This window comes from Leifsonia sp. 563 (genome assembly GCF_040545055.1).
Classification (GTDB): domain Bacteria; phylum Actinomycetota; class Actinomycetes; order Actinomycetales; family Microbacteriaceae; genus Leifsonia.
This window is the reverse complement of sequence record NZ_JBEPLE010000004.1, coordinates 50,713-63,535: the sequence shown is the minus strand read 5'-3', so window position 1 is coordinate 63,535 and position 12,823 is coordinate 50,713. Positions and strand designations below refer to the sequence as shown.

The window sequence follows — 12,823 nt, the reverse complement described above, 5'->3', positions numbered from 1 at the left end:
AATAGTCGCTCGTGACCCACAAGAACTCGCCGTACACCGTCAATGTGTACGACCTCATCCGCCGCCCAGGCACGATGCGCGAACAGCGCATCACCATCCCTGTCGCGGAGAAACTCGGCGAGGGCCTGATCAGCGTCCCGGAGGGCGAGACCATCGATCTCGACCTCCGGTTGGAGTCGATGCACGAGGGGATTCTCGCGACGGGCGACGCTCAGACGACCGCCATCGGCGTGTGCGGCCGCTGCCTGATCGACATCGAGCAGCCTGTCCAAGTCGATTTCCAGGAACTTTTCGCGTATTCTTCTGACGAAGCTTTCGATCATGAGGTTCACGACGACCACGTTGATCTTGAACCTCTGATCAGGGATGCGGTAGTGCTGGCACTGCCGTTCCAGCCGGTGTGCCGGCCGGACTGCCCAGGTCTCGACCCCGAGACCGGGGAGAGGCTGGCGGATGTACCGGACCGCGAGCCGTCGCAGATCGTCGATCCGCGCTGGTCTGCGCTTGCGGCCTTCCAGGCTTCCGACACCGATGAACCCCGACCGAACACAGAGAAGAGATAGTCATGGCCGTCCCGAAGCGGAAGCAGTCGCGCGCCAACACCCACGCCCGTCGTTCGCAGTGGAAGGCTGAGGTCCCCACGCTCGTCAAGACGATCGAGAACGGCAAGGTCACCTACAGCCTCCCGCACCGCGCGAAGGTCGTCGAGGACTCTGCGGGCACCGCCCTCTTCCTCGAGTACAAGGGCCGCAAGGTCGCCGACGTCTGATCGTCGCTGACGATCGGTGAACGCTGTGGTCGGAGAGAACGCTGACCGCACAGCACTTCTGGAGAAGCTCGGGGTCGTCATCGACCCCGAGCTTCTCGAGCTTGCGCTGACTCATCGCTCGTACGCGTACGAGCACGGCGGCATCCCCAATAACGAGCGTCTCGAGTTCCTCGGCGACTCCATCCTGGGGCAGGCGGTGACGGTCAAACTGTTCCGCGAGAACCCGGACCTCGACGAGGGCGAGCTCGCCAAGCGGCGGGCCAGTCTGGTGAGCTCGGTCGCGCTGGCCGAGGTCGCGCGCGGCATCGGCCTGGGGGAGTACCTCCGGCTCGGCCGCGGCGAGAACCAGAGCGGCGGTCGAGAGAAGGCGTCCATCCTCGCCGACACGGTCGAGGCGCTCATCGGCGCCACCTACCTGGATGCCGGGGGCGACGCTGCGACCGCGCTCGTCCTGCGGCTGATCGAGCCGCTGCTCGACGACCCGGACCGCTTCGGCGCCGCCATGGACCCGAAGACCAGCCTGCAGGAGGTCGCCGCCCACCGCGGCGCCGGCCTGCCGGTCTACACGGTGACCAACAGCGGCCCCGACCACTCCAAGACGTTCCACGCCACCGTCGAGGTGGGCAGCCTCGTCACCGCCACCGGCGAGGGGACGAGCAAGAAGCAGGCCGAGATGGCCGCGGCGCTGAGCGCCTGGACGGAACTGACGAGACGACGTGCCCGAGCTTCCCGAGGTTGAGGTCGTCCGTGCGGGTCTCGCACCCGCAGTCACCGGTGCGACCATCCTCGGCGTCGAGGTCTTCGAGCCGCGGTCGCTGAAGCGCCACGATCCGGTCGCCGGGGCGTTCGAGACGTTGCTCACCGGACGGGTGATGGAGCAGCCGGTCCGGCGCGGCAAGTTCCTGTGGATCCCGCTCGCAGGCGTCCCGCGACGCGCCATCGTGGCCCACCTCGGGATGAGCGGCCAGATCCTCCTGCGCGAACCCGGCACCGAAGAGGCCGGCCTGCTCCGCATCCGGCTGCACATCGAGCATCCTCTGCACGGAGAGCTGTGGGTGCACTTCGTCGACCAGCGGATCTTCGGGTCCATGGCGGTCGACGCGCTCGTCCCCACGGCAGACGGTGCGCCTGGTGGCCTCGGAACCGACGAGCCGCTCGTGCCGACACAGGTGACCCACATCGCCCGCGATCCGCTGGATCCCGCCTTCGACGACGCCGGCTTCGCCGCCGCGCTCGCCCGAAAGAACATCGGCATCAAACGCGCCCTGCTCGATCAGACCCTGGTGAGCGGTATCGGCAACATCTACGCCGACGAGGCGCTCTGGGCCGCGCGCATCCACTACGCCCAACCGGCGAACTCGCTCAGCCGCGCGAAGGTGCGCACACTGCTCGCGGAGGTGCGCCACGTGCTCGAGAAGGCCCTCGCCGAGGGCGGCACCAGCTTCGACGCGCAGTACGTGAATGTGAACGGCGCCTCCGGCTACTTCTCGCACAGTCTCAACGCCTACGGCCGTCAGGGCCAGCCGTGCCCGCGCTGCGGCACACCGATCGTGCGCGAGCAGTTCATGAACCGCGGCTCGCACTTCTGCCCGCACTGCCAGCGGCTCCGCCGGTCACGGTCGGCGCCCGCAGCGAGTTGATCTCCGGGCCTCCGCCCGATCCGTCCGTTCGGGTGCAAACGGAGGACATCGTCCGCCGTTCGTCCGTATACGCCTCCGTTTACCGCCGACACGCCGTTGCGCGACCCGGAGCGCCTCCCTTTCCGCCCTCGCGGCAAACGGAGGCGATCCCGGGGGACACGCCGCGGCGGCGCAGGAAACGGAGGAGATGTGGCGTCCTTCGCCCGTGAGCGCCTCCGTCCGTGCTGGGTTACGGCTCGCCGAGGGTCTTCTGCCAGTGCCCCGTCAGGGCGTGCGGGCGGAAGCCGAACGCGCGGTTGATCGCCAGCATCGGGTCGTTCTCGTCGGCGTTCCAGGTGAGGATGCGGTGGATGTGCGGGGCGCGCCGGCCGAGCTCCTGGATGTTCCGCAGCTTGACCGCGGTGCCCAGCCGGTGACCGCGGTGGGCACGGGCCACGAGGGTGTCGTACTGCTCCGCCTTCGTGCCGTCGGCGGGGACCGCCAGCTCGGTGTACGCCGCGATCTCGCCGGTCGTCTCGTGCACCGCAGCCGTCACGAGCAGCGGCTCGCCGCGGGCGACGAGCGTCCGCTCCTGTGAGCGCACCCGTTCGCCGTCCCAGTCCTCCGGGTCCACGGCGATGCCGCTCTGCGGGATGTCGGTCGACATCCGGGCCTTCATCGCGGCGAACCGCTCCAACAGGTCCTCGGGTGCGGCACCCCACCACGACACCAGGCGGAAGCCGTTCAGTGTCATGGTCAGCCCGGCCTCGCGCTCCGGCGGGAGCGGAAGGTGCAGCTCGCTCGACCGCTCGATCTGGCCGAGCTGGTAGCCGTGGCGCAGCGCGAAGCGCACATCCCGTGACGTCGCCGGCAGGCCGGCCGTGCCCGCGGGAGCCCGCACCAGGCGGTCGGCGCCCTCCAGGGTCCGGATAGGGTGCTCGGTGTAGGTCGAGATGATCCGGCGGCCGCCCTCCGCGGCGAGCTCCTCGCCCTTCTCGAGCAGCGCGGAGCCGATCCCGCGACCGCGCAGCGCCGGGACGACGTCGACCAGCAGCGACACCGTCTCGGAGTCCTCGTCCAGGGGGAAGATCGCCTCGACACGGCCGACGATCACGCCGTCCTCGATCGCCACGAAGACGATCCGGTCGACATAGTCCTGCTCACGATGGGCGGCCAGCGCCTGCTCGGCGGTCTCGACGAAGTCGTCGTCCCCCCACAGATCGACCACGATGCCGTTGAGGACGCCGACCAGCTCCTCGAAGGCGGCCGACCCGGGGGTGCCGAGCTCGTCGGGGATCTCCAGCCGGGTCACACGCATCCGATCGGACACCTCCTCGAGCCGTTCCACGCCGAAGGATCAGCCTACCCAGGCGCGGAGCACCGTGTGAAGGATCCCGCACGGTTTGGTTTCGATCGTGTAAATCTGCGTTCCGATCGTGGTTGCAAAACGTTGCGAGCCCTGTATTCTCAGCACACATATTCGTGGCACGAACCGGCGAAAACGGCGAGTTCGTGACGGATTAACGTCGAGAGGCAAGAGATGCTACGGAAGAAAGTCACCATCGGTGCGGCTGTTGCAGCGTCAGTCGCACTGTTCCTCGCGGGATGTGCGAACCAGCCGTCCACGGGAGGATCCACCAACGGCAATTCGTCGAAGGTCGACATCCCGGCGATCACGTCGGTCGATGTCCCCAAGGACGCGGTGCTCCCCGCGGGCGACGGAAAGGCCACCTGTCCTGCTGGCCTGACCATCGGCTACGTGGGTGCGGAGACGGGCCCGAACGCCCAGCTCGGCATCAACATCTACAACGGCATCCAGCTGGCCATCGACCAGCACAACGAGTCCAACAAGGGATGCCAGGTCGGCTTCAAGAAGTTCGACACCGAGGGCGACCCGAACAAGGCCACCGGTCCGGTGACCCAGGCCGTGAACGAGTCGGACATCGTCGGCGTCGTCGGCCTCCCGTTCTCGGGTGAGTCGAAGGCCACCGGCAACATCTTCGAGCAGCAGGGCCTCGTCCACATCACGCCGTCGGCCACCAACCCGGGCCTGACGCAGAACGGATGGAAGACCTTCTTCCGCGGCCTCGGCAACGACGCCGTGCAGGGTCCTGCCGCCGCCAAGTTCCTCACGGACAAGCTGGAGGCCAAGAAGGTCTACCTGGTCCAGGACGACTCCGACTACGGCATCGGCCTCGGCACCCAGACCTCGAAGGCGCTCGGCGACGCGCTCGTCGGCACCGACAAGGTGACCACCGGCCAGAAGGACTTCTCCGCTGTGATCTCCAAGATCATCAACGCGAAGCCCGACGCGGTCTACTACGCCGGCTACTACGCCGAGGGTGCCCCGTTCGACCAGCAGCTGGTCAACAAGGGCTACAAGGGCACGTTCGTCGGCCCCGACGGCGTGAAGGACGACCAGTTCATCAAGCTGGCCGGTGACGCGTCCGGCAACGCGTACTTCACCTGCCCCTGCATCCCGGGCGAGCTGATCCCCGACTTCGAGTCCGCCTACAAGAAGCTCGCGAACGCCGAGCCGGGCACCTACTCGATCGAGGGTTACGACGCCGCCACCGTCCTCCTCGCCGGCATCGACAAGGGCAAGACGTCCCGCGCCGACCTGCTGTCGTGGGTCAAGGACTACGACGCCGACGGTCTGAGCAAGCACTACAAGTGGGATTCCACCGGTGAGCTCCAGGCGCCGGCCGTCTACGGCTACAAGGTCGAGAACGGCAAGATCGTGCCGATCGGCACCATCGGCTAGGGCGACACCTGAAGGGTGCCGCGGGACACGACGGCCCGCGGCACCCTCGTTTTTCGACTACGCTCGCTTTGCTCGCCGGATCAACGAAGATCCGACACTGAACCCTGGATGCTCGAATGCTCGAAACCCTCCTCCTTCATCCCGCCCTCGACAGCTCCTGGATCAATTTCGACGTCAACGCGCTGGTCCAGAACTTCTGGAGCGCAACGTTCGACGGTCTCACCTTCGGCGCTGTCTACGGCCTCATCGCCGTCGGCTACACGCTGGTCTACGGTGTGCTGAACCTGATCAACTTCGCCCACTCCGAGGTCTTCATCGTCGGCGCCTACGGCGTCGTCGTGACCCTCACGACGCTCGGTTTCGGTCCGAGCGCGCCGAATCTGAGCGCCGGCGCCATCGTCGGGGACCTCATCCTGGCGCTCATCGTCGGTGTGCTGGCCTCGGCCGTCACGGCATGGCTCCTGGAACGCGTCGCCTACCGGCCGCTGCGAAAACGCAACGCCCCACGCCTGGTGTTCCTCATCACGGCCATCGGCGCCTCGTTCGCGATCCAGTACGGGATCTTCCTGATCCGTGGCGCGAACGCCGAGCCGTCGGTGACCATGTTCATTCCGCAGCCCATCTTCGATGTGTTCGGGACGATCGTGAACAGCCAGCAGCTGATCATCGTCATCGCGTCGGTGATCCTCATGATCGCGACCGACTGGTTCATCCGACGCACCCGCACCGGCCGCGGCATCCGCGCGGTCGCGCAGGACCCGGACACCGCGACGCTGATGGGCGTGAACAAGGAGCGGATCATCCAGATCACCTTCATCACCGGCGGTATCCTCGCCGGCGCCGCGGCGCTGTTCTACGTGATGCTGGTCCCCTCCGGTGTGATCTACAACGGCGGATTCATCCTCGGCGTCAAGGCATTCGCCGCGGCCGTCCTCGGCGGCATCGGCAACGTCCGCGGAGCGCTGCTCGGCGGTCTGCTGCTCGGCGTCATCGGCAACTACGGCCAGATCCTCCTCGGTGACTCGCAGTGGACGGACGTCGTGGCCTTCGTGGTCCTCGTCCTGGTGCTGCTGATCAAGCCGAGCGGCATTCTCGGCACCTCGCTCGGAAGGAGCCGCGCATGAGCATGTCAGAAGGACCCAGGGTCCTGCCCGATGCTCGCGAAGAGCAGGCGGTCGACGCCCTCGAGGCGTCCCGCGGCAAGCGCAGCACCGGCCCGTTCGGTCAGCTCCGCGACCGCTGGAACAACCTCCCGCGCGCCGTGCAGTGGGCCTGGCTGCTCATCGTGGTGGCCCTCGCCTACGCCCTGCCGTACCTGAACTTCTTCCCGCTCTCCACCGCTCCCGGCAACGACTGGGCGCTGGCCTGCTTCTCGATGGCGGTCTACGCGCTCATCGCGATCGGCCTGAACGTGGTGGTCGGCTACGCCGGCCTGCTCGACCTCGGCTACGTCGCGTTCTTCGCGGTCGGGTCGTACACGGCGGCGATGCTGACCAGCCCCGACTCTCCGTTCGTGAAGATCCCGTACCTGTGGACGATCCCGGTCGCCATCGCGGTGACGATGACGTTCGGCATCATCCTCGGTGTCCCGACGCTCCGCCTCCGCGGCGACTACCTGGCGATCGTGACGCTCGGCTTCGGTGAGATCGTCCGCATCCTCGCCACGATCATCCCGGCGATGAAGGGCCAGGTCGGCTTCCAGAACGTCGGCCACCCGCCGGGGGAGAACGCCGACGGCATCCCGATCTTCTCCAACTCCAACGGCGTGCCGTGGTACTGGCTGACGATCACCGTCATCATCGTGATCCTGCTGCTGGTCGGCAACCTGGAGCGCAGCCGCGTCGGCCGCGCCTGGGTCGCGATCCGCGAGGATGAGGACGCGGCGGAGATCATGGGCGTCCCGACCTTCAAGTACAAGGTGTGGGCGTTCGCGATCGGCGCCGGCGTCGGCGGCCTCTCCGGTGCGCTGTTCGCCGGTCAGGTCGGCTTCGTGAACAACCAGAAGTTCGACGTGCAGACCTCGATCCTGTTCCTCGCGGCCGTCGTCCTCGGCGGCGCGGGCAACAAGGTCGGCGCCATGCTCGGCGGCGCGATCGTGGCGTACATCCCTCTGCGGTTCACCGTCATCGCCGACTACAAGTACCTGATCTTCGGTATCGCCCTCGTGCTCATCATGATCTTCCGCTCGCAGGGACTGTTCCCGGCGCGGCAGAAGCTGCTGGCGTATGGCAGGCATGCGTATCGCCGAGTGGCGGACGCAGCGAAGGGACGTCCGGGCCCGCGGACCGGGGCCACTCCGGTCGTCGACAGCGGGGCATTGGATGCGGATGGCAGCGCGAAGGGAGGCGCACGATGACGGACGCACAGAACACGGTTCCGGAGGAGGAGCCGGCCCTTGGCGTGAACGAGGACGAGCTGGAGGCCGCGGGCATCGACCTGGAGGTCGCCGAGGCCGCAGCGCCCGACCGCGAGATCGCGGTCGAGGTCGGCGAGAACATCGTCGAGGTGCGCAACCTCACGGTGAAGTTCGGCGGCCTGACGGCCCTCGACGATGTCACCTTCGACATCCGCCGCGGCGAGATCCTCGGTCTGATCGGCCCGAACGGCGCAGGCAAGACGACCTGCTTCAACGCCATGACGGGCGTCTACAAGCCGACAAGCGGCGACGTGCTGCTGGAGGGCCAGACGATCAAGGGCCGCAAGCAGCACCAGATCACCCGGCTCGGTCTCTCGCGGACGTTCCAGAACATCCGGCTGTTCGGTGAGATGACGGCGCTCGAGAACGTCGTGGTCGGATTGGATGCGCGGCACCGCACGTCGGTTCCCGGCGCGCTGCTGCGCCTCCCGCGGCACACGCGCGAGGAGAAGTCGTCGATCGAGCGCGGCATGGCCCTGCTCGAGTTCGTCGGCATCGCCGACCAGGCAGGTTCGCTGTCGCGGTCGCTCCCGTACGGCTACCAGCGTCGTCTGGAGATCGCCCGCGCGCTCGCGACCGACCCGAAGGTGCTGTGCCTCGACGAGCCGGCCGCCGGCTTCAACCCGGCGGAGAAGGAGGAGCTCATGGAGCTCATCCGTACCATCCGGGCCGACGGGTACACCGTTCTGCTGATCGAACACGACATGAAGCTGGTCATGGGAGTGACCGACCGGATCGTCGTGCTGGAATTCGGACGCAAGATCGCCGATGACACTCCGGAGGCCATCCGGAACGACCCTCGCGTGATCGCCGCCTACCTCGGGGAGCCCGAAGATGACGTTGCTTGAGCTGAAGAACATCAGCGTTTCGTACGGCCGGATCGAGGCCATCCACGACATGTCCTTCTCGGTCGATGAAGGCGAGATCGTCAGCCTGATCGGTGCGAACGGCGCCGGCAAGTCGACGACCATGAAGACGATCTCGGGCATCCTGAACCCGTCGAAGGGGTCCATCCTGTTCGACGGCGAGGACATCACCAAGATGAAGGCGCACATCCGCGTCGTCCGGGGCATCTCGCAGGCGCCGGAGGGCCGGGGCATCTTCCCGGGCATGACGGTCATGGAGAACCTCGACATGGGCGCGTTCGGCCGCAAGGACCGCTCGAAGATGGGCGAGGACTTCGACCGGGTGTTCGCGCTGTTCCCGCGACTCGCCGAGCGGAAGACGCAGGTCGGTGGCACGATGTCGGGTGGCGAGCAGCAGATGCTCGCCATCGGACGCGCGCTGATGTCGAACCCGCGGCTCCTGCTCCTGGACGAGCCGTCGATGGGTCTCGCGCCGCAGTTCATCCGGCAGATCTTCTCGATCGTGACGGAGATCAACAAGCAGGGCACGACGGTCCTGCTGGTGGAGCAGAACGCGAACCAGGCGCTGGCCCGCGCGCATCGCGGCTTCGTCCTCGAGACCGGCGTGATCACCCGTGCGGGCACCGGCAAGGAGCTCCTCGCCGACCCCGCGATCAAGGAGGCCTACCTGGGCGTCGCCTGACCCACGCCTCCCACCGCCTCCCACCCCCCGTCGAGTACACGAAAACTGCACGCCATCCACTCCGATGGCGTGCAGTTTTCGTGTACTCGACGGGGGAGTCGTGCGGCGCTCCGGCGCGGCGGCGGCGTGAACGTCCGGTAAATTCGCCTGCGTGTACTTGAAGAGTCTGACGCTCAAGGGCTTCAAGTCGTTCGCTCAGCCGACGACGTTCGCCTTCGAGCCGGGCGTCACCTGCGTCGTCGGCCCCAACGGGTCCGGCAAGTCGAACGTCGTCGACGCGCTCGCCTGGGTGATGGGCGAGCAGGGCGCCAAGACGCTTCGCGGCGGCAAGATGGAGGACGTCATCTTCGCCGGAACGGCGACGCGCGGTCCGCTCGGCCGTGCCGAGGTGCAGCTCACCATCGACAACGCCGACGGCGCGCTGCCGATCGAGTACTCCGAGGTGACGATCTCGCGCACGCTGTTCCGCAACGGCGGCAGCGAGTACGCGATCAACGGGCAGTCCTGCCGCCTGCTGGATGTGCAGGAGCTGTTGAGCGACTCGGGTCTCGGCCGCGAGATGCACGTCATCGTCGGCCAGGGTCAGCTCGACGCCGTCCTGCACGCCAGCCCCGAGGACCGCCGCGGCTTCATCGAGGAGGCGGCCGGCATCCTGAAGCACCGTCGCCGCAAGGAGAAGACGCTCCGCAAGCTGGAGGCGATGCAGACCAACCTGACCCGTCTGAGCGACCTGGCGGGCGAGGTGCGCCGCCAGTTGAAGCCGCTCGGGCACCAGGCGGAGATCGCGCGCGAGGCGCAGTCCATCGCGGCCGTCGTGCGGGATGCGCGGGCGCGTCTGCTCGCCGACGAGGTCGTCACGCTGCGCCGTACCCTCGACGACCACGGTCGCACCGAGTCCGAGCGCCACAGCGAGCAGATCGTGCTGCAGGAGCAGCTCGAGCAGAAGCAGCTGCGCCGCACGCGCCTGGAGCAGGCGCTGGTGGGGGATGCGGTGGATGCGGCCCGCAGCACCGCCTTCGCGCTCGAGTCGGTGCAGGAGCGCCTGCGCGGGCTGTTCACCCTCGCCAATCAGCGGGTCGCGCTGCTCGGCAGCCAGGGCGACGCGCCGGACGCGAACCCGAGCGTGACCCCGCAGAACGTGCAGGACGCCCGCGACGAGGTCGAGCGCCTGCGCGGTGTGGTCGTCGAGGCCGAGGCCGCGTGGACGGCCGCCCAGGCGGCGACCCGCAGCGCAAGGTCGCGTCTGGACGCGGTGGACGAGGAGATCGCCGCGCAGAGCGCTCTGGTGTCGCGCCACGACCTGGAGATCTCGAAGCTGAACGGCCAGGCCGACGCGGCCGCACAGCGGCTGGCGGCAGTCCGCGGCGAGGTACTTCGTCAGCAGAACGCGCTGGATGCTGCGACCGAGCGCCGCGAGCGGGCCCGTGCCGAGTTCGCCGCCCGGGAGGCCGAGGCCGCGACGGCCGACGTCGGAGAGGGCGACCTCGACGAGGCGTACGAGCTGGCGCAGGCGACGGTGTTCGAGGCGGAGGGCGAGATCGAGCGGCTCCGAGAGGAGCTGCACACCCTGGAGCGCGAGCGCGACGCGCTTGCTGCCCGGGTCAGCGCCCTTTCACTCGCACTGAATCAGAAGGACGGATCGTCGGCTCTCGTTGCCGCGCGCCTGCCCGGCGTGCGCGGGCTCGTCGCGGAGCACATCCGCGTGCACCCCGGGTACGAGGCGGCCATCGCTGCGGCTCTCGGAACCCTCGCCGATGCCGTGCTCGCCGACGATCGGGACGCTGCCGTCGCCGCGGTGGCGCACGCGGCCGCCGACGACCTCGGCCGGGTCGAGGTCGTCATCGCCGACGCGCCCGCCGCCGCTGTCGACCTCAGCGGCGTCGCCGGCGTCGTCCCAGCCACAGGTGTGGTGGATGCGCCCGACGGCGTCCGCGGCATCCTCGCGTTCACGGCCATCGCCGACGACCTGGACTCCGCGCGGCGTGCCTTCGAGGCGTTCGGCGGCCGGGGGACCGGCGGCCCGATCACGATCATCACGACCACCGGCGACGTGCTCACCGAGCATGTGCTGCGCGGCGGGTCCGGCGCGAAGCAGAGCCGCATCGAGTTGATCGCCGACCGCGACGCCGCGCAGGAGCGGCTCACCGAGGTCACCTCGCTGATCGACCGGGCGAAGTTCGCCCTGGCCGAGCAGCGCGGCGTGCTGCAGGTCGCGAAGGAGCAGTCGCAGGCCGCGCTCGCGACCCTCCGCGAGTTCGACGCCAAGCTCGCGGCCCAGACCGAGCAGGTCAACCGGCTCAAGGTCCAGCTGGAGGCCTCCCAGGCCGAGTTCGACCGGCTCAGCCGGGCGCTCGAGCAGGCGGGAGAGCGGGTCGCCGAGGCGGAGCAGGCGGCGGAGAAGGCCAAGGCGGAGCTGGAGGCGGCGCGTTCGCGTCCCCGTCCCATCCTCGACGTCAGCGCCCGCGACGCGCTGTCGACCGAGCTCGACGCCGCACGCGAGGCCGAAGTCGAGGCACGCCTGGCGGTGGAGACCGCGAAGGAGCGCGTCCGGGCGGAGCAGGCGCGCGGCGAGGCGCTCGCCCGGCGGATGGAGGCCGAGCGCGCCGCCGCCGAGGAGGCCGCCCGGCGCGCTGTGATCCGTCGTCGCCAACTGGATGCGGCCCAGAGCGTCATCGGCGCCCTCCCGGCCGTCCTGGCATCCGTCGACCGGTCCGCGGCGCAGGCGCGGCTGGAGCTCGCCACCGCGGAGGCGGAGCGCGCGAGCCGCAACGACGAGCTCGCGACCCTGCGTCGCGACGAGAACGCGGTGCGCGAGCGCCTGCAGGCCATCACGGAGTCGGTGCACGGCCTGGAGCTGCAGATCTACGAGAAGAAGCTGCACCTGTCGAGCCTGCTGGAGCGGGCGGGCAGCGAGCTGGGCCTTGTCGAGGATGTGCTGGTCGCCGAGTACGGGCCGGAGGTGCCGGTACCGGTCGACCGTGCGCGCGACGAGGAACGCGAGCCCGACGCCGAGGTCGAGACCGTCCCGTTCTCGCGCGAGCAGCAGCAGAAGCGGCTGGCCGCGGCGGAGCGCAAGCTGTCGCAGCTGGGCCGCGTCAACCCGCTCGCGCTGGAGGAGTTCGCCGCGCTGGAGCAGCGCCACAAGTTCCTCACCGAGCAGCTGACCGACCTCACGAACACCCGCAAGGACCTGCTGACGATCATCGAGGACATCGACGAGCGGATGCAGACCATCTTCGAGTCCGCGTTCGCCGACACCGAAGAGGCCTTCACGAAGGTCTTCCCGATCCTCTTCCCGGGCGGCCAGGGCAGCATCAGCCTGACCAATCCCGACGATCTGCTGACGACCGGCATCGAGGTCTCGGTGAAGCCCGCCGGCAAGAAGATCGAGCGGCTCTCGCTGCTTTCCGGCGGCGAGCGGTCGCTGGCGGCGGTCGCTCTGCTGATCGCGATCTTCAAGGCGCGGCCGAGCCCGTTCTACATCATGGATGAGGTGGAGGCGGCGCTCGACGACGCCAACCTCGGCCGCCTGCTCACGATCTTCGAGGACCTCCGCGAGAGCAGCCAGCTGATCGTCATCACGCACCAGAAGCGCACCATGGAGATCGCGGACGCCCTGTACGGCGTCTCGATGCGCCAGGACGGCGTCTCGGCGGTGGTCGGCCAGCGCGTGGCGCAGGAGAAGGCGAGCTAGGGAGCGAGCAGGC

Annotated in this window: 11 protein-coding genes; 10 read left to right on the top strand and 1 reads right to left on the bottom strand. The window is 68.5% G+C overall.

Annotated elements, in window-relative coordinates:
* The first annotated feature begins 11 nt into the window (after positions 1-11).
* From ABIC47_RS13000 to mutM, 4 genes are read left to right on the top strand one after another with little or no spacing between them, the layout of a single operon-like run.
* Positions 12-563, top strand: coding sequence for a YceD family protein (locus ABIC47_RS13000; protein ID WP_089875459.1), 552 nt, complete (start codon positions 12-14; stop codon positions 561-563).
* 2 nt (positions 564-565) lie between these two features.
* A complete protein-coding gene (gene rpmF, locus ABIC47_RS12995; RefSeq protein ID WP_018190667.1) occupies positions 566-769 on the top strand; it encodes a 50S ribosomal protein L32 in 204 nt (67 codons plus the stop codon).
* A gap of 25 nt (positions 770-794) precedes the next feature.
* Positions 795-1,508, top strand: coding sequence for a ribonuclease III (gene rnc / locus ABIC47_RS12990; RefSeq protein WP_018190668.1), 714 nt, complete (start codon positions 795-797; stop codon positions 1,506-1,508).
* On the top strand, positions 1,486-2,409 hold the full coding sequence (gene mutM / locus ABIC47_RS12985) for a bifunctional DNA-formamidopyrimidine glycosylase/DNA-(apurinic or apyrimidinic site) lyase (RefSeq protein WP_354480940.1): 924 nt from the start codon (positions 1,486-1,488) through the stop codon (positions 2,407-2,409). Before rnc ends, mutM begins: the two co-directional genes overlap by 23 nt.
* 229 nt (positions 2,410-2,638) lie before the next feature.
* On the opposite strand, the gene ABIC47_RS12980 is transcribed toward mutM, so the two are convergent.
* Complete coding sequence (locus tag ABIC47_RS12980; RefSeq protein WP_354480938.1) at positions 2,639-3,736, bottom strand: GNAT family N-acetyltransferase; 1,098 nt, start codon at positions 3,734-3,736, stop codon at positions 2,639-2,641.
* A 192-nt stretch (positions 3,737-3,928) separates the two neighbouring features.
* Here ABIC47_RS12980 and ABIC47_RS12975 point away from each other — a divergent pair, with 192 nt between their 5' ends.
* The 6 genes from ABIC47_RS12975 to smc all read left to right on the top strand — a co-directional run bounded on the left by ABIC47_RS12975 (position 3,929) and on the right by smc (position 12,810).
* Positions 3,929-5,152, top strand: coding sequence for a branched-chain amino acid ABC transporter substrate-binding protein (locus ABIC47_RS12975; protein ID WP_018190671.1), 1,224 nt, complete (start codon positions 3,929-3,931; stop codon positions 5,150-5,152).
* A gap of 116 nt (positions 5,153-5,268) precedes the next feature.
* Entirely contained in the window at positions 5,269-6,276 is a 1,008-nt protein-coding gene (locus ABIC47_RS12970) for a branched-chain amino acid ABC transporter permease (RefSeq protein WP_018190672.1), read from the top strand.
* Positions 6,273-7,508, top strand: coding sequence for a branched-chain amino acid ABC transporter permease (locus tag ABIC47_RS12965; protein WP_018190673.1), 1,236 nt, complete (start codon positions 6,273-6,275; stop codon positions 7,506-7,508). The genes ABIC47_RS12970 and ABIC47_RS12965 overlap by 4 nt, the downstream gene beginning before the upstream one ends.
* Complete coding sequence (locus ABIC47_RS12960; protein ID WP_018190674.1) at positions 7,505-8,416, top strand: ABC transporter ATP-binding protein; 912 nt, start codon at positions 7,505-7,507, stop codon at positions 8,414-8,416. Before ABIC47_RS12965 ends, ABIC47_RS12960 begins: the two co-directional genes overlap by 4 nt.
* Entirely contained in the window at positions 8,403-9,116 is a 714-nt protein-coding gene (locus ABIC47_RS12955) for an ABC transporter ATP-binding protein (RefSeq protein ID WP_018190675.1), read from the top strand. The genes ABIC47_RS12960 and ABIC47_RS12955 overlap by 14 nt, the downstream gene beginning before the upstream one ends.
* Before the next feature lie 151 nt (positions 9,117-9,267).
* Positions 9,268-12,810: a chromosome segregation protein SMC gene (gene smc / locus ABIC47_RS12950; protein ID WP_354480935.1), complete on the top strand. Its 3,543-nt coding sequence runs from the start codon at positions 9,268-9,270 to the stop codon at positions 12,808-12,810.
* Positions 12,811-12,823 lie beyond the last annotated feature (13 nt).

What these genes read in the sequence shown, in the direction of transcription:
- ABIC47_RS12975 (WP_018190671.1), top strand. Translation starts at nt 3,929, where the DNA reads ATGCTACGGAAGAAAGTCACCATCGGTGCGGCTGTTGCAGCGTCAGTC.
- ABIC47_RS12970 (WP_018190672.1), top strand. Translation starts at nt 5,269, where the DNA reads ATGCTCGAAACCCTCCTCCTTCATCCCGCCCTCGACAGCTCCTGGATC.
- ABIC47_RS12960 (WP_018190674.1), top strand. Translation starts at nt 7,505, where the DNA reads ATGACGGACGCACAGAACACGGTTCCGGAGGAGGAGCCGGCCCTTGGC.
- ABIC47_RS12965 (WP_018190673.1), top strand. Translation starts at nt 6,273, where the DNA reads ATGAGCATGTCAGAAGGACCCAGGGTCCTGCCCGATGCTCGCGAAGAG.
- rpmF (WP_018190667.1), top strand. Translation starts at nt 566, where the DNA reads ATGGCCGTCCCGAAGCGGAAGCAGTCGCGCGCCAACACCCACGCCCGT.
- ABIC47_RS12955 (WP_018190675.1), top strand. Translation starts at nt 8,403, where the DNA reads ATGACGTTGCTTGAGCTGAAGAACATCAGCGTTTCGTACGGCCGGATC.